Here is a 20,631-nt window from a genome sequence, read left to right as displayed (position 1 = left end):
TAACTCCCCCTACTCCAGATACCATGTTGCACTCGAAACAGATACGTCTGCTGCTTCGTACACACCATAATAATAGGTTTCAAAATAACCCTGCTCCCCGGTACCCAGTGTGACTGGATACACATATGCATCTGTCTCACCAATATAATCACCATCCGTGCTATTAATATTGATTATCAGTGCAATTGACCAGATCGGGCGCGTACCCTTGTTAGTTACCATCCCACTAATATGTAGATCACCATAAATGTCCAGTTCCGCTGTCAGCTCTACAACACTTACTGCTCCTGTGCGATTTCTCAATTCTTCCTCAGCTGCTTGTTGTTCCGCTAACAGGATACGTTCTTCTTCCGCTTTCTCAAATGCCTTCTTCTCACGCAATATCTCTTCTCGATACGTTGTCAGTTTAAATTCCTCCGGAGCATAAGACAGCCCTTGATCAACGGTTTGCAGTGCTGCTGTAAAATTCTTTTTCTTCACTTGCTGCTCAGCCTGTTTATAGCTAATCCCGGTCAGTTTATCTACAATCTGCTTCTCTACTGCTTCGGCTTCCTTGCCATTCAAGTTTGATACTGTTTTGAGCTTCTCTGCCAGACCCTCAACCGTTGTCAAAGTATCAATCTCCTTTTTCACCTTCAGTACAGCCAGCGTGACCTTTCTGTTACTTAATGCGGCACGGACTTTGGCAAAAACCGGCTCCTCTCGCTCCTTCAACGCTTTGATTACAGCCTGAATTGTCTTGTCTCCTGCGGACAATTTTCCTGTTTTCAGACTTGCAGAAGCCTCGTTCAACTGATTCATCAGATTGAACGCTTTCGCCGTGATTTGGCGATCCTGTATAAGTGCATCCACATTCGGACGTTTCGCGAGAGCCGTATCCAGGAGTTGCAAAGCCTCTTTGTAATTTCCGTCCAGTGCAGCTTGTTCTGCTTGCAGATGCAGCGCTTTTACCTCTGCGTTTATACCACTCTCCTGATTATAATAGTACGTCAACAGAGCGCCCATTACCGCTGCCAATAGCAGGGGAATGATCCAGCTAAATGTAAGACCTTGATTGGCACTTTCTTGCCTTGGTGCAGGTTGTTGTTGCCGGGATAGTGATTCGGCTGGTGCTGTTTCTTTCAATTTGGCACTACACTTTCTGCACGTGTTATCCCCCGGGCTGTTTTTCGTCCCACATACGTGACAATACACCCTGATCCCTCCATCTAAAAAACATTTGTAACCTTTACTCTCTGATACTTCAGCATGTTGCATGCTTCGATTCAAATCGCCAACGTGAATCGACATTTATCATATAGCAAAAAGGTAAAATACACCATATGTTCTATAGATATCACGTTTGAACGAGTCATACTGGATGCAAAAGAACCTTCCTAGTATTATAGGAAGGCCTTAGTTATTTTCATTATGTCACTCTGAAGGAAAAGCGCTTAGATCTATATAGGAGACTTCCCACAGATGATCATCCAGATCCTGAAAACTCCATCCATACATGAATCCATGATCCTGTGGTTCGTTGGATGGCTTGCCTCCTGCATCGAGGGCAGCTTGTACTATGACATCTACCTGCTCACGGCTATCTACAGACAGAGCAACGATGACTTCGGTTGTTTCGGCAGCATTGGAGATTTTTTTCGAGATGAAGGATTGGAAACGTTCCTCCACCAGAAGCATGGCATAAATGTTTTCCCCGATGATCATACAAGTAGCGGACTCATCCGTAAAATTGGCGTCAAACTCAAATCCCACCTTGGTAAAAAACTCAACGGATTTCTTCAAATCTTGGACAGGTAAATTGACAAAAATCTGCTTAGCACGAATACCCACCATGGATCACCTCGAACTCATAGAATAGATTCCACCTCAAAATAACACCTCGCGTATACGCTGTCAATTGAATATAATGGAGACATTCCAACATGTGAGGTGACACGGATGTTGCTCCGAATGGTTCGAAGTAAATAGTCGTCGGGCTGGGTCAAAACGCGTACCAGCCATCAAGGGACACGTTTGTCCATTTGATCCGATTCGAGCATTTACACTAGAACGATTTCGCGCAACTCTCTTGTCCTGTTCAATCAAACTCACATTGGAGGAAGATGAAAATGAAAAACAAAATAGATTACGCTGGCTTTTATGAACGCGTAGGCCGGACGAATGGCTGGAACTTCAGCTCCATGAACGTTGTTTCGGAGAAAATCGGATGGAACTTCTATGAGGAAGTTGTTCGCCATACGCGATCGTCCGATCTGTTGCTGGATATCGGAACGGGTGGTGGCGAAGCTGTACTGTCCATTGCGAAAGAAGCCTTGTTACTTGTGGGAATTGATCTCGCTCAAGGAATGATTGAAACCGCACAACATAATCTTCTGGCTACGGGCGGTCATTCTAATGTACGCTTTCTGCATATGGACGCGGAGAAACTGGTATTTCCAGATTACTTCTTTAATGTAGTATCCTCCAGACACTCCGGTTTCTCTGCTTCAGAAGTATTCAGAGTACTTGCTGAGGGCGGGATATTTCTAACCCAGCAGGTCAGCGAACACGATAAATCCAACATTTCTGAAGCTTTTGGACGTGGACAGAGCCTTGGCATTCAACCTGGCACATTGATGGAACGATACAACCAAGAACTCCAGCAAGCAGGTTTCCAAGACATTCAGGCCCGTGAATATAATGTGGTGGAGCATTACGCTACACCGGAAGATTTGATGTTTCTTCTAACGCATGCACCCATCATCCCTGATTTCGGAAAGGTAGAAACTGACTTTGAGCGATTCCAGCAATTTGTGAAAGAAAATCACGACGAGAAGGGCATTCGTACCAACTCGGCACGCTTCATGATTACTGCAAGGAAATAAATGATTCCATATTGAATAAAATGAAACAAAAAAAGGCCCGGTCACATGTGAGAAGCATAACATGCTGACCGGGCTATTTATTACGCTTGCGAGGCTATACATTACTTCGGAGTTACTGCGTAATCTCCAACTTTTCCAAAAAAGGTTTTAATTTATCCACGACATAATGGCTGCCACCCCGACCGTTCACCTCTTCAATGACAGCGGATAACAGGAAGGTAGGAGTGTCGGTATCAAACACTACGAAAAATCCGTTTTCCTGCCCCTTCTCTCCCTTCTTCGCTTTCAGCTCTGCTGTTCCCGTCTTGCCCGCGAGTCCTCCAGAAATTGAATTCAAGGTATGGGCGGTACCTCCCTGCCGGGAAACAACTTCTCCCAAAGCATCCTTAACCGTATTTGCGGCTTCCGGAGTAATAATTACCTCTGGATCCGAAGTTTCTTTTCCATCAATCAGAATCGGTTTTACCAGTTTTCCTTCATTAATAAAAGGTGTAAATGACGTTGCCAGATGAATCGGTGACATCAACATCTCCCCTTGCCCGTAGGATGTATCCGCGAGCAACACCTCAGACGCCAGATCCAGATGCGCTTCGTTGGCGAATTGGCTCGGCTTCAAATACAATTCATCCAGTCCAAAGTTATCGCCAAAACCAAACTTCTGGATTCCATCAATAAACTTGGCGCTGCCCATCTCAATCGCTTCCATGGCAAAGTATATATTGTCCGAGTACACCAGTGCATCGACCATGTTAACCGGGGATAAGCTCTTCACACGCTTGACATAATAACCGCCCCAACTATCGTCTTTGCGCCATTGCAAGCCAGAAATATCATGTGTTTTGTCCGCTGTGGTCACCTTCTCCATCAGTCCAGCTGCGGCTGTAATCGCTTTGAAGGTTGATCCCGGTGCATATCGGGTAGTGACTCTGTTGATGAAAGGAAGCTTCTCATTCGCCGAGTACGCATCCCACTCTGCCTGAGTAAGTCCTGTAACCATCTTGTTCGGGTTATAGGACGGCGCACTAACCAACGCCAGCAGGTTGCCGTCCGTTGGGTTCATCAGTACCATCGCTCCGGCATCTCCTCCGCTGGATAATGTCTGATACAGTTGCTTTTGTTGTTTGGAGCTAATCGTCAGTTGCACATCCTGTCCATCTACAGCATCCTTACGAATAAGCTCAGAGCGGGAGTTGCCGGATTCATCCGTGATTTCAATCAGACCGCCACGTGCACCACGCAGCTGTTTCTCCATCGACTGCTCCAAACCTGCTTTGCCGATCCAATCCTCTGCGCGATAATACCCTTCCGTATCCTTATCCAGATCTTCCTTGGTCGCTTTGCGCACGTAACCAATCAGATGCGCGGCTGCCTCACCGAGTGGATAATAACGGATTTCCTTGCTTTGCATCGTAACCCCGCTTAAAGACGCAGGTACGTCAAACTCCTCCGTGGAAGCAATCGGGACAAAATATTCCGGCTTCACCCATGTCTGCGCAAGCGCCTTGTGAATGGCATCTTTCGAAATCTGATAATGGCTCGCGATTCGGGCGATCATCTGGTCCGGGTTATCACCAAGTTTCTCAGGTACAATGCCCCATTCGTTCATCGTACCCTTGGTAGCCAGCGGCAAACCATCGCGATCCACAATGTTTCCACGATCCGGGAACAGCGTCCTCACGCGTACCTTACTGCCCTTAATCATGTCAGTCAGAATCAGCGAAGGCTGCCAGTTAATTTGCCAGGTTTTACTCCCGTCCTCAAGCTCCTGCCGGACCAGATTCAGTGTATGCGTCTCACTAACTTCTCCCAAAAAGGTTGTCAGTTGCAGGTCATAGTCCACTTCATACGTATCCGGGTTTTGTTTCTCTACAGCTGTCTTACCGTCATCAGTCGCCGTTTCGGCAACATCCACTGGCTTAACCTCCGCCTTGACGGTGGATACTTCCATACCCGAATAGATCGCATTGTATTTTTCGACAAACTGTTCCTTGTTCATGTCCGAGTCTTGCAACGAAGCAGGCGTCATCAACGTATACAGCTGGTCAAACTCTTTTTTCTGCAGATGCTCTATGTACTGATTCACGGTAGTCTGGGGTTTGGCCTCTGCTTCTTTGTTATTCTGCATGTATAGATACATTCCGATTCCACCTGCAAATAAGATGGGCAGCAGTCCGTACATTAATTTACGTTTGGATTTCATGGTTACATCACCTCTAATATACACTATAGATTTCCAGAGCCATTTAAACAATGAAACAAATCTGACGAATTTATCATTAAAAATAGCCGAAAGCTCACATAATATGTTTAAATAAGAAGAGTGAGATTACATACTAAAGCTTTTTTGCTATGCAAAAGGCTGAAAAGGAGCCCGATGATGGAAATCAGCTATTTTTTACTCCCCAAAGCCGAAGTGGCCTATATCAAGTCTACCGCTTCCATGAAAGATGCTATTGAGCAACTGGAATCGCAGCACTACACCGCCATTCCCGTGATTGACCAGGATGGAAAATATGTTGCTACCCTGTCCGAAGGCGATTTGTTATGGAAAATGCGAAATACACCCGGATTGACTTTTGATACGATGGATCAGGTTCAGGTCCATGAGATTAACAATCGGGTATATAATGAATGTGTATACATTGAGGCTGAAATGGAGGATATGCTGACACTTGCAGCAGACCAAAATTTTGTGCCCGTGGTAGATGTCGATCGTGTCTTCCTCGGTATTATCCGTCGTAAGGATATTATTGAATATTATACGCGTAACATTTCGGATTAGATTTAAGCAGAACATCCCGGTAATAAATGAATATTCAACTCGAAAGGGTACTCCTGTGGTCAATCATTGGCCAACCGGGGTACCCTTCTCTATTTACGATATGGCGGGGTATCACGCTAATTACGCTTAGCACGCTCCTCTTTGTAATACATCAACACGTCCCTTGAGCTTCCATGAAATGCGCGCTCTTTGCCGAACTCATACGCCTGATGCAGATACGAATATGCCTCGTCATGCTGTTCAAGCCTCATGCAGATCATGCCGAGATCGATCAATGGACTTGTACTTCTATCCGTACTCCGCGTTTGCAATGATATCTCAGCCCACGGCTTCGCCAGTTCATATTGCTTTAGATCCATATGTGCATTCGCGTGGCAGGATGCGATCCAGCTTGCAATCTCCCAATCCATCTTCGGCTCGGGCAACATGCCCCATGCCTGATCATAATAGATCAGGGCTTGTTCATGCTGCTGCGTTTCATCCAGCACATTACCGGCTTCTACCGTTTCAACAATTTGTCGCTCCAGTTCGGCATGCTCCGGTGTTAGATCTTTCATTGCACCGTCTCCTCCTCCAGGACGAAATACCACTCCAAAAAAGCATTGAAGTCTGCCCACTGAGGCTCACTCTCGCCATTAAGAAACCGTTCAATGGATTGGCCCAGTTCCACCAGCACCACTGCCCCCGTCTGACGGTTGTAGAAGAAACCACCTTCACCTTCGAAACTGTCCAGTGGAATATACGCCTCGGGTAGTCCCAATGTGAGCTGGGCTACATTCATGTCTTCCATATATACGGTGTTCTCCATAAACCAGCAGATCTGATACAACTCCTGATGCCTGCTGTAAAAAGTAGGTCCATCCTCTGCATGCAAATAAAATTGTGCAAAATCCGATTGAAAATCAATCTCCAGCTTTCGCAATGCCTCTTCGTATGCTGCTGGAATATCTTCATGCCACCAGCCTTGCTCCTGGCAGTGTTCAATAACTTTATTGGATAACATCGTAGCCCTCCTATTTCAATTTTGCTCACAGTTATTTTACAGGTATCCAGACTTGGGGAGGTGTGCCGTGACCTTTATATACTTCAAGTTCCGGAATGCCTGCATGCTGATATGAAGTGGAAGGAAACCACTCTGTCATAATATGGTGCCACAACCGTTGTATCGCTTCCGGCTCTAGTTCATCTGCTTCAAATACAACCCAATGGGACGCGGGAAGTTCGATCGAAAACAAACCTTCAGGCACTTCACCTGAGTGAGAGGTAGCAATCCAGTACTCCATTTGATTGTCCTGCAGCTCTCGCTGATCTACACAGATTCCCACCAAACCAGGAATGGCTCCGTTATTGAACCCGTTTAAACGTTCCTCAATTCCATCTGCCAATGCATCTTGCCACATCTTTGGAATTTCTCTTAAATTCTCTCCATCCACACAAGAGAACGTTCGTTTAATGCCCACAAAGGTAAGGGACTGCTGTTCGATCACATGTTCATTCACATTCATTAGATAGACTCCTTTCCGAGAGCGATACGGGGCATGGTTCTCCATTACCCATTCATGAAAACATTGTCTCATAATTGATATGTATCTCCGATATGTCCTACAGTTACTGTATCAAAAGAGTAGGTAGATTGGAAATAGCCCCAGTATTCATGTTCATATGAAAAGAAAACTTACCTATCACTTATTCTTGCTCGATACTGGGAGATAGAGTATACAGGTTCATCCTGTCCTCCATTTCCTAATTCTGGAGCAACTTTCTCCCTAGTCGTTCGTCTAACTACTGATTAAATTTAAAGGAGATGACTATGCGAATATCTTGCAGCCCCGGTTTCCCAGGAAGCATGATTGGATCGATTGATCTTCAGCCATCAAAGTATTACACCCCACCTTCCAGTACCAGCCAAATTACAGATCATGTTGATCCTGAACTTGTTACCATTCCCTATGTGGAAGATCCGGAATTCGGATCACACTTTGACGCCATGAAGGTCATGAACGGAACTTATAAAGATGAAATGCATGTGAGCTATGATGTTGAGTTTACGATTGATGTGGACAAAAAAGGTTATATTACGCAATTCGAGCATACGTTCCAGCTGGAACGTTATCTGGATCTGGTTCGCACACAGTCCTATAAAGTGATTAAGACAACCTGGCGTGGACAAGCATTTCACGTGATGACTTACAGTTACCTGGAGGAAGTCATTCATCCGAATAATGTTCTTTTTAAATGTAATCGTGCGGAAGATGTTTTTGTGGTAGCTGAACTTGTCTCCAATCGCTCCGATGGAGATGTGGCAGCGCACGATATCAGAGATCTGCATTTCCGTGCATTAATCTCGGCCCGAGATGATCTGTACCCATTAGATTATATGTGTGAGCCTGATTTCGACCTGAATCTCGACTAACAGAGTAGATACATATGTAGAAAGAGCACAAGCTGTCCCGAATCGGCGGGGGCAGCCTGTGTTCTTTTTTTTCTACAATTAAACCACCAGTTCTACTCATCTCCCTCCCACTCCTTCACATGTTCGACCTTAAGCTCCCATACCTGCCTCTAAGCAAAATCAGCTGTAATGTCGATGAATATACCATGATGTTGTACAGGCATATGTTCTTCGTACGTTCAGAATTGAGAGGGGTTGGAAAGATGGTTTACCGAAAAAATAAAATGCATTCGCTGTTCACTCTGCCCTTGGCAGGCCTGCTGTTTCTGTTATGGGGTGCTCAAGCGGCGCATGCAGAACAGATCGACAGTTTGCTGCCAGAGCGAAGTCAGCAGGAAATTGTTCAGAAGTGGAATCAGTGGATGAATGGCAATGATGCATCTCCCTTGTATAAAGAGATACCTTCGACAAGTGCTCCCTACTCTGCTGGTGTGGTAAGTGACGCCTATCTGGAGCAGGGGCTGAACGCAGCCAACTTTTATCGTTTTATCACAGGTCTTCAGGGAGATCTTGTCCTTGATTCGACATTGAATCGTCAAGCCCAGCATGGGGCTGTTGTGGTCTCCACGGGTGGATACCTGTCCCATTATCCAGAGCAGCCGGGAGATATGCCAAAGGATTTCTTTGACACAGGTTCAAAGTCTGCCAGCAGCTCCAATCTGTACCTTACCAGCAGTGCCAAGAGTAACGTCCTGACAAAAAGTATCCAGGCCTACATGAACGATTCCGATGCCTCCAATATTGATCGATTGGGTCACCGGCGCTGGATTTTGAGTCCACAACTGCAACGAATCGGATTTGGGCTCGCCACTCGTAGTGAAGCAGGCAAGACATATGATCAGTACTATAGTGCCATGCAGGTATTCGACAAGAGCAGAACTGGGGCAGCCCCTTTTAACTACAGTCTGTTTCCAAATCAGGGCGCTTTTCCAATCGAAGCCTTTGGCAGTACACAGGCCTGGTCTGTTCAATTGAATACTAATGTATTCGCGGAGCCATCACTGTCTGAGGTACAGGTCGAGATGACTCGAACTTCCGATCAACGTACGTGGACCTTTAATGCCAACAATCAGAACAGTGGCTTTCCAACTGGTTATTACAACGTGGACCCTGCGGATAAACAATGGTTTAATCAAGCCTATTTCAATGTAGAGACAGGTGGATATGGATATGGCTACGCCATTATCTTCCGTCCCGATGATGTGCAAATGTTAAAGAACGGCGATACGTTCAACATTCGAATTACAGGTCTGCAAAAGAAGAACGGTACAGCAGCGGAAATCACATACTCCACGCGTTTCTTCCATGTTGACGGTGTTCAAGATGCCACTCTTACCCGTATAACGCCAGGACAACAAAACCTGAACGTTCGAACAGGAGAACAGATTGATCTGCCTTCGATCACTGCCGTGAATGATAACGGAACATCCTATGTTCCACAGTCTAATGTTTCCTTCACGACGACGTCGGATCGCATTGCCATCAAGGATGGCAAAATACTCGGTCTTCAGGCTGGTAAAGCCAAAATCCGGATTCGTTTTGAAGGAAAAGAAGCAGTTGTCTCTGTTACGGTAACGGGAGTCCCCCAATTAAGTGATATCCGCACACATTGGGCGAAAGATGCCATTCAATGGGCCGTTCAACAGGAGATGGTCAGTGGATACGAGGATGGAACGTTCAAACCCAACAATCGGGTAAGTGAGGCCGAATTCCTCTCGATGTTATTCAAGCTGTATGCGAACTCCCATGTCATTCAGAGCATCGATGCTGTGGAGGGACAAGCCACCAAAGGAAACATCTGGAGTGATCGTTACTATACCTATGCTTCCGCATTGAATCTGAATCTGGATGCCAGCAAGCAGAATCCGAAGCTTCGCAATCATGCCATGAACCGGACAGAAGTAGCTGTGATCGTGGCTGGTCTTGGCGGTAAGAATTATACTCGGGATGAAGATGCCATCCGGTATCTGCTGAACATGGGCTACTCTTCCGGCAAAACGGCAGCTACGGTGCAAGGTTATGCGGGACAAGAATCCTTGACCCGGGCAGAGGCCGTTGTTTTTCTCCAGAACCTGAAGGAAAAAGGCTTCGAACTATGGGGCAGACCGAGGAATGCTACTGAAGCTACCGAGAACGAAAAGAACGGCGGACTTCCGGATCAGACCATGAAAGCAGTATATTCTGCCGATCACACGCTGGTCCTTCAAGGTACGTTCCCCGCGTATGCTAACCAGACGATGCCGATCAAAATCCATGGTCCTTCGCCTGCTGTAGAGCACATCCAGACGCAGCAGGTTACAACAGATGCCTATGGGAATTTTAAACTCACGGTAAGTAACCTTGATGCGAAGGAACTTAACCTCTATGTGGACGTGCGCGAAGATTATTCCTATTGGATCAGTGTGGAGGCGGGGCGTACAGCGATAAGTGATTATACGGAGTAACAACAATTCACCTGCAATGCGCCAATGCTCAGGTAACGTTTAACATGGTTTAACATGAATGAACCTGAATAGGGCACCTCACGGAACAGGTACGGGATAACCAATCGTTATCCTCATACCCTTCTGGAGGTGCCTTTTTTAATTTTTTCACATATGAAATTTAGAGTTGAACGACGGTCTCATTATGCTATGTCAGCGTTAAGCCCCCACTTCGGTATTCGAGCGAGCCTTGCCGCCACGTGGTGTGAAATTGAAATATCCTTCATCCAGTTGCTCCGTCTTGGGCAGGTTGCGGGATACGCGATCAAGCATCCAGTATACACCTACCAGAACAACGGTAATTCCACATAAGGTGATAACTGTAGAACTGTGTAGCCAGACTCCCAACGTACCACCGATCAGACTGCCGATCGGCATGGCTATACCACTTAACGCCATCGTTGCGGAGAACACCAAACCCAAATATTGCTGTGGCACCCCCTTCTGAACAACGGTATTGATGATAACGTTAACGGCTCCGCCAGGAACCCAGGCCAGTCCGTATACCAGAATGCTCAACCAGCTCCATGGGGTAAATATACAACCGATCCAGGCGATCCCTGATATGATGTATGCCACAGAATACAACATACCCAAACGTACATTTTCCAGTCTGAGATACGGTGCACATGTTGCGCCAATGACACTTCCGAGCGCCTGTGCCATCAGCATCAACCCGTAGATATCAGCTCCACCGATCTCATCACTGTATATGGGAAGCACACTAAATGTCGCTCCTCCCGCCGCATTGATCACCATAATGCCAAAGAGCAATTTGGCCAATGCCGTCCGTGTAAGCAGCCTGATTCCACTCACTAAATCATCCGTGTAATTTCTAAAAAACAAACGTATCCCTGACGGAGTACTCCCGTTCACCGGTTCAATAGTCTCATCGTATGTATCCTGTTCCTTCTTCATTTTCGATTCCATGAGATAAGGAGCAATCCGCAATTGGGAGAATAATAACGCACCTATGAAGAAGCCGATGGCATTCCAAAAATACAAAGACACCGCGCCCAGCGCAACAATCAGTATCCCGGATATGGCATTACATGCCACATCGATACCCTGATAAGCAATGGAGAACAGGGAATTGCCCTGCGTGAGTTGGTGCTTCTCCAATACTCTTGGCAGAGCTGACATCTGAACCGGATACACCCAAGTATTACAGATATTCAGTATAGGGGTGATCACCAATACCAAGCCTACGCTCAGAAAATCATAGTACGCTGCAATCGGCACAATTAATAACAATAAGGCCTGAATTAACTGACTGTATACCAGAATCCCCCGAATCGGAAGCCGATCTATCATCGGTCCAGATAGCAGTTGAATAATTTTCGGCAAAATGGACAAAAAACCCGCGAGTCCTGTATAAAATGATGATCCTCCCAGATTGTAGACCAGCCACATGGCGGATACTGCATATAAGCTATCCCCAATATTGGTCAAGATTCTGCCAAAAAACATCAAACTGAAGTTCTTGTTTTTGAAAATCTCCATGGCTCACCTCCGCCTACGTCGAACCTGTATCTCATTCAACATCATTTTCATCCGGCTATTAAGAATGAAGACAAGCGAAGTCATTCCTGCTCCGCTTGTTTCAATCAATTTATGGATTAGAAAGTTAGATCTTTTGTACAACCTTCTCCTCTTTCAACGTCAACACCGAAGCAATGCTCTCCTTCAGGATGTCGATTCCTTTTTGCAGATTGTGATTGGAGATGTTCAATGGAGGCATGACCTTAACCACGCTATCATGCCTGCCTACTCGCTCTACAATAAGTCCACGCTCATAGCAAGCCTTCTGCACTTTTGCCGCAATATCCGGTTCGAATTTGGAGAAATCCAGCCCCCAGATCAGACCAATCCCCCTAATATCAATGTTAGGGTAATGCTCCAATATTTCCTCATTCCATACCTGCTTCAACATCGTTTCTTTCGCATACACCTGCTCCTCCAGAGACACCTGTTCCCTGTATTCCAATGCTGCCTTGGCGGCGATAAAGGCCAGCTGATTCCCACGAAAGGTTCCATTATGTTCGCCCGGATTCCAGATATCGAGATGGGGCTTCATCAATAACAAGGACATCGGCAATCCATACCCGCTAATGGATTTGGAGAGAACGACCAGATCGGGAATTATCTCTGCTCGCTCGTAGGAGAAGAACGGCCCCGTTCTGCCGCATCCCACCTGCACATCATCGCATATTAACAAAATATCGTATCGATCACAGATGACCCTGATTTTCTTCAACCACGAAGTCTCCGCAACATAGATGCCACCCTCTGCCTGTACAGTCTCCAGTATAATGGCAGCCGGCTTCTCAATACCGGAGTGGGTATCTTCCAATATATATTCGATGTAGGCAGCACTATCAAAAAAATGATTATGCTCATTTGGATATGGAATAAAGGTTACACCATCCAATGCTCTGCCTGCCCCCTGTCGGCTGTCCCGATTACTGGTCACGGCCAGACTTCCCAAGGACATGCCATGATAACCGCCCATGAAAGAAAATACTCCCGTACGCCCCGTATATTTGCGAGCCAGCTTCAACGCAGCTTCTACCGCATTGGTTCCGGTAGGGCCGCAGAATTGAAGCTTGTATTCCATCCCTTTTTTCTTCAGCACCGATTCAGAGAAATATTCAATAAAATCAAGCTTCGCCTGCGTGTACATATCGAGCCCATGCATAATTCGGTCCGATTCAATGTAGGCCATGATTTCGTTTTTGATATACTCATTGTTATGTCCATAGTTAAGCGCACCAGCACCTGCGAAAAAATCGATATACGGACGACCATCCACGGTATAGAGTTGATCATCTTTGGCTTTATCAAATACGGCCGGGAAATGTCTGCAATAACTTCTCACATTGGATTCCATCGTTTCAAAAGTCATCTGATTCATCCCTTCACCATTCGATTCACATATTGGGCAACATTCACAGCATGATTGTAGTTGATCAGATTCTCATGATGCCCTGGAATAGGCGTTGAAGTGCATGTGCCTGTCGTCTTGGCGTGCCAAACCTGTGCATCCGTTAACGTAACTGGAGTTTGTTCATCCTGAGCGGTTGCGTACAACAGATGGATGTCGGACTGAATCGGCTCTGTTGAATAGTAGTTATCAAAGGCCACTTCGTTGGCCAGGCGCACTTTGAAATGTCTAGTCGTGTTTTCAACAGGGAAATGATTCATGGCTTCTTTTAACTGGTCCTCATAGTCTGCATTATGCTTGAACTCATACCCATTGTTGTGTGCTAATTCGGCAAGAACCTCCATCTTGTTTATGGGACGAACATCCCGTTCATGGCTTCGGGCAGGTGCATCCAGAATAATCAGCCACTCCAGCTGCTGTCCTGCATTTTCGATGATCCGTGCCATCTCAAAGGCCACATTGCCACCAAAGGACCAACCCAGCAATCGGTACGGGCCTATCGGATTCAATTGTGTAAGAATGCCGTAATAATACTGGGCCAGTTCCTGGACGGTATAGAGCGGTTCTTCGTCATTTTCATATCCTTTTGGTACAAATCCGTATATATTCAAACCTTCCAGTTGACTAACCAACTCATAATAATTGATCAGGTTGCCACCACCCGTCGGAATAAGGAACAGTGGAGTTTCATCTGTACGACCGTCCTCTTTTAACACAACAAACGATTGATTTTGGGGCAGGTTGCCCTCCCGAATGATATGTGCAATCTCGGTCACGGTGGAGTAATCAAACAAAGTGATCACGGATAGCTCGGTCTGGAATGTTCTGTTCAGAACATCCATTAGACGGACGGCTTTGATGGAATGTCCACCCTGATCGAAAAAGCTTTCATGAAGATGGATGGTATCCACGCCAAGGATATCCATGAAAATCTGCATGACCTTTTCTTCCAGCTCATCCTGTGGAGTAGCGATATAATCGTTCAATGTACCACGGTCCAGGTCCTTCAGCGCTGCCTTGTCCAACTTGCCATTACTGTTTAGAGGAACACGTTCAATCGTAATGAAGCGTGAGGGGATCATGTGACTCGGCAGCAGGGTTCGGCAGAAGTTGCGAAGATCCGTACTGAGAATCTCAGAGGATGGAGCCAGTTGAATGTAAGCACTCAGTGACAGTTCTTCATCATCTCCCCATCTCTCAGCCAGCATCGCACACTCCTTAATATCAGCGTGTCTGGAGATTACATCGGTGATTTCCCCCAATTCTACACGCATGCCTCTAATCTTCAATTGATTATCTATTCGTCCGACAATGTATAACTTGCCAGTGGCGTCATAATAAGCAATGTCACCCGTCCTGTACATCCGTCCTTCCGTAAACGGGTTCTCAAAGAAAGCCTGTTCGGTCTTTACGGGATCTCCATAGTAGCCTCTCGCCAGACCAACCCCACCAATATACAAATGACCATGAACCCCGATGGGCACCGGATTCTGCATTTGGTCTAGAACGTAGATGAAATTGTTCCCGATTGGCCGACCAATGGATATATTTCTTCGAGCGCGCTGAACTTCCAACTGCACATTCATATGAATGGTCGAATCAATGGAAACTTCGGTTACCCCGTAACTGTTATGCAAATTACGCTCGGGAAGATGGTTGTGGAACGCTGCAACCATCTCGGGTTTCAATGCCTCTCCACTGGAGAATACATCCCGTAATGACGCTAACTTCTCCAGATCCGCCACACCAATTCGCTCCAAAATCATCTTCAACATGCTCGGAACAAAAAAGACGATGGCCACTTCATATTGCTTCAAAGCTTGAATGATCGCATACGGATCACGATGAAATCCTGGTTCCAGCAGTGCAACCCTTGCCCCTGCCATCCATGTCCAGAAATATTCAAGACCGACATCATCAAAGGTCAGAGTTGTTTTCTGAAGTACCGTTTCATGGGATTCCAGCTTGAATTGGTGCTGCATCCAGCAAATACGGTTCACCCATCCCTGATGTCTCACAGATACCCCTTTGGGTTTACCTGTAGTGCCTGACGTATAATAAATAGCTACCAGATGATCAGGCCCCACTGGTGTCGAGGGAACTGTTATTGGCTTGTCCATATACATTTCAGGTTGAGATACGTCGATCAGAACGGCAACATCATCCGGGATCGGCAACGTATTTGTATTGATGAGACAGATGCACGCTCCCGAATCTGTTAACATGTGACGATTTCGCTCCACAGGTGCATCCAGATCCAGAGGCACGATAGCTCCTCCCGCTTTTAACACGGCAAGAAGGGCAATGGGCAAATGCAGCGAACGTTCTATGCCTATGGCTACCGCCTTGTCAGGCCCAATTCCCATTTCGATCAGAAGATGAGCCAATTGATTCGCTTGACGGTCCAGATCCCGATAAGATAATTGTTCTCCCCCATACACCACAGCCACTTGATCCGGGGCTCGGGTTACAGATGCTTCAAACAGATGTTGTACACAGATATGATCAGGGTAATCCATTACGGTATCGTTCCATTCATATAGAACCTTCTGTCGTTCTTCATCACTAACGGCTCCAACCCCTGCAATTGGCTTCCCTGGATGGTCCACAATATGCTCAAGCAGCGCTATAAAATTATTAGCCCAGCGTTCAATCGTACTCACGTGGAACAGATCCCGACTACATTCAAACGTCCCCTTAATCACATCCATATCTTCCGTCAAGTCCAGGGACATATCGAATTTGGATGTGTTGTTCTGCTTCAGCTTGATTTCCTTGAACACGGCCTGTTGATCATTCTGTTCGATCTGATTTGCCTTCGCCAGACTGAACATAACCTGAAACAACGGCGAATATCCTGTGGTTCTGGATTGAATCAGATCATCGAACAATAGATCGATGGGTACATCCTGATGATCGAATGCATCAAGAATCGTATTTTTGGAAGCATCAAGGTGTTCAAGAAATGATTGCTGATCATCAATACGACTTCGCAGTACGAGTGTATTGACAAAGAAACCAACAATCTTCTCCAGATCGGACTGTGGCCGATTGGAGACAGGCGTACCGATCATCAGATCCGTTTCACCTGAATACTTACGTAACAAAATCGCAAAACAGGTGTACATCACCATAAATAGGGTGGAATGATGCATCTCCGAAATTTCTCTTAATCTGCTGGTAAGAGGTGCCGGAATCGTGAAGTATACGGATATCCCCTCTTCACTCCGTTTCTGTGGACGCTCATGGTCATATGGCAAATTGAGCGTATAGGAGTGTTCCTTCAGTTGATCGAGCCAGTACCTCTTCTGATTAGCAAACTCGTTACTTTCCAGTAATTGATTCTGCCATACCGAGTAATCTATATATTGGGTCGTGGAAGGACTATATGATGGCAATGAGCCCAATCCACGGAAATGTTCATAATAAGATAACAGGTCTCTTCGTATGATCTCGATCGATTGACCATCCGAGATGATATGATGCATCATCAGAACAAAAATATGGCGGTGATCGTTCAGCTTAAACACTTTGAATTTGCACAGTCTGTCCCGGATAAAATCAAAAGGGCCATCGGCCCTTTCGACTTGATCAACAATCTGCCTTTCGGCCTGATCGCCCGGATACATCGATATATCAACCCATTCATAATCCGGTTGGTCTTCCTGAATATATTGATACGGTATGCCTTCTGCGGCATCAATCCGAACTTGTAGTGCCTCTTGCCTCTCCACCAGCAGTCCGATGGCTTGTTCAAATGCAGACTTATCGAACTCTCCCACAATCTCATTAGCGAATACCATATTATATGCGGTACTTGCCGGCTCAATCTGTTGCTGAAGCCACAACCTCTTCTGAGCAAAAGATAGCGGAAAGTGATTGTTGTCGCGAGAAGTGCGCTCTACTGTATTGGTCACGTTCATCTGACTTAATATTCGATCAATCAGTTCGCTTTTGTTCATTACTGCACCAGATTTTTTCACTTAATTACCCTCCGCAGTATATCCATTCGCTTCCAATAACAGATTCTCAATCACTTCGGACAATTCACGAATGGTAGGCGCATCAAATATTTTACGTAGCGGCAGATTGACCCCTACCTGTTGTCTGATTCCAGAGATGACCTGCGTTGCGATAAGGGAATGCCCTCCGAGCGCAAAGAAATTCTCATCAATACTAATCTGCTCCCGCTTCAATACCGTTCTCCAGATCTTGGCAACAATCTGCTCGACAGTTGTCGTTGGTGCGGCATATTCTGCCCCGGAACTTACATCCACGTCCGGTAGAGCGTGATAATCCATTTTTCCATTGCTCAGCAACGGTAAATGCTCCAGTACTTGGATGACGTTCGGAATCATATATTCGGGAAGTGCGGATGAAATCCACTGTTTGACATCCTGAATCTCTCCATCGTTATCCAGTTCTACATAAGCGGCCAGCAACGGTTCTGTCTTCTCTAGCAGCTTCGCCGCTGCAAGTCGCACATGAGGGTGTTCGTTCAGAACCTTTTCGATCTCACCGAGTTCGATCCGGTACCCTCTTAACTTCACCTGCCTGTCAACCCTGCCAACGTATTCGATATGACCATCCGGGAAATAACGAACCCTGTCACCGGTTTTGTACATCACGTTGTCCGGCGCATAAGAATGTGTCAGGAAAGCTTGGTCATTTAAATGCTCATCCACATATCCATCTGCCAGGCCCTTTCCGCTGATATATAACTCTCCGGCAACACCTGGCGGAACAAGATTCAGGTTCGAGTCCAGCACGAGCAGGTTCGTATTATGAATGGGTCTGCCGATCGTTTCATAAACGTTATCCTTGTCACAGATATGATAAGTCGTATCAATACTCGCCTCGGTTGGGCCGTACAAGTTAATCAACTGCGCATTGGATCCGGCAAAGAAAGCTTTCTGGAGCGGAATTCCCAGTCTTTCTCCACCGCTGAACACCCTTTTTAACGGTGCTGATGAGAGAGTGTCTTTTTCCACCAAAGCCTGAAGCATGGTAGGCACAACCTGTAACGTCGTAATCCGTTCCTTATGAATAATATCGAGCAGATAGTCGGGATCAGCATGCTTGTCCGGTTCAGCAAGAACCAGCCTTGCGCCCGTAGTGAGCGGTGCATAGAATTCCCATACCGATGCATCGAAATTAATCGATGTTTTCTGCAATACAGCATCTTCTCCGCTCAGTGGAAATTCATTGTTCATCCAATGCATATGGTTGCTGATGGCCTGATGTGACACTTTGACCCCTTTGGGTCTGCCTGTGGAACCGGAAGTATAGAGGATATAGGCGATATCTCTGGCATCTACACCGATTGCCGGTGCGTCCGTAGACTCGGCCGCAATTGCCTCACCTTCTTCTTCAAGGAATACAGGATTGGCAAAAAGGGAGTTGAGCCGTTCATTGTTTTTATTCAACAACAGCACCGTCTCAATGCGGGCATTCTCACGGATATAGGACAATCGCTCATTCGGATAATCCGGATCAAGCGGTACATAAGCCGCACCTGCTCGAAGTACAGATAGAAGGGCTATGACCAGCTCAGGAGATCTCTCCACGCTGACGCCGACTACATCTCCATGTCCGACACTTTTTGTCCGATGCAGATATTGGGCAAGCTGTTTGGACTTCTCATGGATTTCCCGGAACGTAAGCAGCGTGTTACCAGACACAACCGCAATCTGATCTGGCGTCTTCAAGGCTTGTTCGTCCAGCATCTCCACCAATGTCGAGGTTGCATATTCCCGAACCTCTCCTTGAAGGATCGTTTGCAATGTAGCTGTCAGATGATCAGGGATGATATTGGACGATACGGGTCCATCCAGATTCACATACGCCTTGCTGCAAACATGTGTGAATATATCCGCCACATAGCCAATCTCTGTCGGAGTGTAAGCCTCCTCGTTATAACGAAGAACGATATCTCTACGTTCAGGATATTGCTGAATGTTGAGTCCAAGGTGAACCGGTTCAATCTGTTCCGACTGATACACGACACGAAACGTGTGCCCACTCGATTCCACCACGGATGATGCATCCCGACTCTCGAATCCATAGGAGAACACAGACTGACTGGAATCCGATCTGCCCAACATTTTAAAGTCAAAATAATCTGCATATTCCGCACTATCTTTCGCTTCACTCGTCGTTCTGTGTAAAAACTGAGCCAGCGTGTCGTCCTCTTTCAAGCCCGAGTACAGAGGTACGTATCGATTCAATGCACCGACAACCTTCTCCAAATCCTCATCTTGTCGGCCACGCGTATGTACGCCAACCGTTAGTTCCTTATCCTCGCCCAGCAGATGCAAAGTCAGATTCCAGCAGGCGAGCGCAACATTATCTATGGTACTTCCAGCCTTCTCCGCTACCTTCTCAAGTTCAGCCCATAGTTCTGGTGACCATTCCACAGGGAAACTTGCCAGCGTAATACTTTGGGATTCGCTACCGGATGCCATGGACAATTGTTTGTCCACATGATCGAACCGTTTATTGTTCCAAAAACTTCTTTCCTCCGCGTGCTCATCATTGGTCAGCAGGTCATTCAACCACTCGGATACAGCATAATACGGGACCTCTTCTTCCAGAAGTTCCGGGTCCACCTCGGCCGTAATTAATTGTGACAAGTCCTCAAGAATAACGGCAGGTTCAATATCTGAGAATTGTGGATCAAAGGCGAGAATCAATACTTTGGAACGTTCGGACAGATCCACGTTAATGGCTTCCAGCGAATAATCACCTGTCCATGTGCCCAACTCTTTTCGGATTAACCCTTGAATATCCTGTTCCTGAATGGATTCATCGGAATATGCAGTACGGAATCGGCTTCTGGTCTCCGAATCTACCTTCTGAAGATGAACCCCATAATTGGGATCAGCTTCTATGGAAGTGCGGAGTGTGCTGTATTTCTCGGCTATTCTCTTCACGGCTAATTCAATCTGACCATTCGAGCATTCACCTTCGATGTTAACAGCAATTACATTGGGGACCAGTGATGTTAATCCATTATTATTCAGTTCATGCAGTCGTTTCTGTTGTGGTGAAAGGGGATAACCCAGCATTACATTTTCCATGTTCAATCCTCCTGCATTTCTAATGTA

14 protein-coding genes are annotated in these 20,631 nt (G+C 46.3%); 4 read left to right on the top strand and 10 right to left on the bottom strand.

The genetic code is table 11. The features are described from left to right. Positions 1-9: 9 nt before the first annotated feature. Both NYE45_RS04270 and NYE45_RS04265 read right to left on the bottom strand, forming a co-directional pair. Positions 10-1,125 (bottom strand): hypothetical protein, encoded by a 1,116-nt coding sequence (locus NYE45_RS04270; protein WP_340015747.1) that lies wholly within the window; start codon positions 1,123-1,125, stop codon positions 10-12. 288 nt (positions 1,126-1,413) lie between these two features. Next, complete coding sequence (locus tag NYE45_RS04265) at positions 1,414-1,830, bottom strand: VOC family protein (RefSeq protein WP_340015746.1); 417 nt, start codon at positions 1,828-1,830, stop codon at positions 1,414-1,416. 278 nt (positions 1,831-2,108) lie between these two features. On the opposite strand from NYE45_RS04265, the gene NYE45_RS04260 reads away from it, so the two are divergent. Continuing rightward, positions 2,109-2,864, top strand: a complete 756-nt coding sequence (locus tag NYE45_RS04260) for a class I SAM-dependent methyltransferase (RefSeq protein ID WP_340015745.1) — start codon at positions 2,109-2,111, stop codon at positions 2,862-2,864. Between the two features lie 112 nt (positions 2,865-2,976). Here the strand turns inward: NYE45_RS04260 and NYE45_RS04255 are convergent, their stop codons facing one another. After that, positions 2,977-5,064: a penicillin-binding transpeptidase domain-containing protein gene (locus NYE45_RS04255; protein WP_340015744.1), complete on the bottom strand. Its 2,088-nt coding sequence runs from the start codon at positions 5,062-5,064 to the stop codon at positions 2,977-2,979. 177 nt (positions 5,065-5,241) lie between these two features. Here NYE45_RS04255 and NYE45_RS04250 point away from each other — a divergent pair, with 177 nt between their 5' ends. Next, complete coding sequence (locus NYE45_RS04250) at positions 5,242-5,646, top strand: CBS domain-containing protein (RefSeq protein ID WP_062836321.1); 405 nt, start codon at positions 5,242-5,244, stop codon at positions 5,644-5,646. A 116-nt stretch (positions 5,647-5,762) separates the two neighbouring features. Here NYE45_RS04250 and NYE45_RS04245 read toward each other — a convergent pair whose 3' ends face one another. Genes NYE45_RS04245 through NYE45_RS04235 form a run of 3 tightly spaced genes read right to left on the bottom strand, consistent with a single transcriptional unit; the run spans position 5,763 to position 7,151 of the window. Beyond that, positions 5,763-6,203, bottom strand: coding sequence for a hypothetical protein (locus NYE45_RS04245; RefSeq protein ID WP_340015743.1), 441 nt, complete (start codon positions 6,201-6,203; stop codon positions 5,763-5,765). Then, the gene (locus tag NYE45_RS04240) at positions 6,200-6,649 is read right to left on the bottom strand and encodes a hypothetical protein (RefSeq protein ID WP_340015742.1); all 450 of its coding nucleotides are present in this window, start codon (positions 6,647-6,649) and stop codon (positions 6,200-6,202) included. The genes NYE45_RS04245 and NYE45_RS04240 overlap by 4 nt, the downstream gene beginning before the upstream one ends. A gap of 31 nt (positions 6,650-6,680) precedes the next feature. Then, positions 6,681-7,151 (bottom strand): GyrI-like domain-containing protein, encoded by a 471-nt coding sequence (locus NYE45_RS04235; protein ID WP_340015741.1) that lies wholly within the window; start codon positions 7,149-7,151, stop codon positions 6,681-6,683. 305 nt (positions 7,152-7,456) lie between these two features. Between NYE45_RS04235 and NYE45_RS04230 the strand changes: the two genes are divergently transcribed. Together NYE45_RS04230 and NYE45_RS04225 are read left to right on the top strand one after the other, a co-directional pair. Next, entirely contained in the window at positions 7,457-8,059 is a 603-nt protein-coding gene (locus NYE45_RS04230) for a hypothetical protein (protein ID WP_340015740.1), read from the top strand. 242 nt (positions 8,060-8,301) lie between these two features. Then, positions 8,302-10,542, top strand: coding sequence for an S-layer homology domain-containing protein (locus tag NYE45_RS04225; protein WP_340015739.1), 2,241 nt, complete (start codon positions 8,302-8,304; stop codon positions 10,540-10,542). Between the two features lie 198 nt (positions 10,543-10,740). On the opposite strand, the gene NYE45_RS04220 is transcribed toward NYE45_RS04225, so the two are convergent. From NYE45_RS04220 to NYE45_RS04205, 4 genes are all read right to left on the bottom strand, one after another. Further along, on the bottom strand, positions 10,741-12,084 hold the full coding sequence (locus NYE45_RS04220; protein ID WP_340015738.1) for an MFS transporter: 1,344 nt from the start codon (positions 12,082-12,084) through the stop codon (positions 10,741-10,743). Between the two features lie 124 nt (positions 12,085-12,208). Continuing rightward, positions 12,209-13,495 (bottom strand): diaminobutyrate--2-oxoglutarate transaminase, encoded by a 1,287-nt coding sequence (ectB, locus tag NYE45_RS04215; protein WP_340015737.1) that lies wholly within the window; start codon positions 13,493-13,495, stop codon positions 12,209-12,211. After that, a complete protein-coding gene (locus NYE45_RS04210; RefSeq protein ID WP_340015736.1) occupies positions 13,492-17,508 on the bottom strand; it encodes an amino acid adenylation domain-containing protein in 4,017 nt (1,338 codons plus the stop codon). Before NYE45_RS04210 ends, ectB begins: the two co-directional genes overlap by 4 nt. After that, a complete protein-coding gene (locus tag NYE45_RS04205; RefSeq protein WP_340015735.1) occupies positions 17,509-20,604 on the bottom strand; it encodes an amino acid adenylation domain-containing protein in 3,096 nt (1,031 codons plus the stop codon). Between the last annotated feature and the right edge of the window lie 27 nt (positions 20,605-20,631).

Source organism: Paenibacillus sp. FSL K6-1318 (assembly GCF_037976905.1).
GTDB classification, from domain to species: Bacteria; Bacillota; Bacilli; order Paenibacillales; family Paenibacillaceae; genus Paenibacillus; species Paenibacillus amylolyticus_A.
The sequence above is the reverse complement of the archived record's forward strand: the minus strand, read 5'-3'. Positions and strand labels throughout refer to the sequence as shown.

Excerpts from the sequence above, each read along its gene's own strand:
- NYE45_RS04260 (WP_340015745.1), top strand. The coding sequence starts at position 2,109 with ATGAAAAACAAAATAGATTACGCTGGCTTTTATGAACGCGTAGGCCGG.
- NYE45_RS04255 (WP_340015744.1), bottom strand. The coding sequence starts at position 5,064 with ATGAAATCCAAACGTAAATTAATGTACGGACTGCTGCCCATCTTATTT.
- NYE45_RS04250 (WP_062836321.1), top strand. The coding sequence starts at position 5,242 with ATGGAAATCAGCTATTTTTTACTCCCCAAAGCCGAAGTGGCCTATATC.
- NYE45_RS04245 (WP_340015743.1), bottom strand. The coding sequence starts at position 6,203 with ATGAAAGATCTAACACCGGAGCATGCCGAACTGGAGCGACAAATTGTT.
- NYE45_RS04240 (WP_340015742.1), bottom strand. The coding sequence starts at position 6,649 with ATGTTATCCAATAAAGTTATTGAACACTGCCAGGAGCAAGGCTGGTGG.
- NYE45_RS04235 (WP_340015741.1), bottom strand. The coding sequence starts at position 7,151 with ATGAATGTGAATGAACATGTGATCGAACAGCAGTCCCTTACCTTTGTG.
- NYE45_RS04230 (WP_340015740.1), top strand. The coding sequence starts at position 7,457 with ATGCGAATATCTTGCAGCCCCGGTTTCCCAGGAAGCATGATTGGATCG.
- NYE45_RS04225 (WP_340015739.1), top strand. The coding sequence starts at position 8,302 with ATGGTTTACCGAAAAAATAAAATGCATTCGCTGTTCACTCTGCCCTTG.
- NYE45_RS04220 (WP_340015738.1), bottom strand. The coding sequence starts at position 12,084 with ATGGAGATTTTCAAAAACAAGAACTTCAGTTTGATGTTTTTTGGCAGA.
- ectB (WP_340015737.1), bottom strand. The coding sequence starts at position 13,495 with ATGAATCAGATGACTTTTGAAACGATGGAATCCAATGTGAGAAGTTAT.
- NYE45_RS04205 (WP_340015735.1), bottom strand. The coding sequence starts at position 20,604 with ATGGAAAATGTAATGCTGGGTTATCCCCTTTCACCACAACAGAAACGA.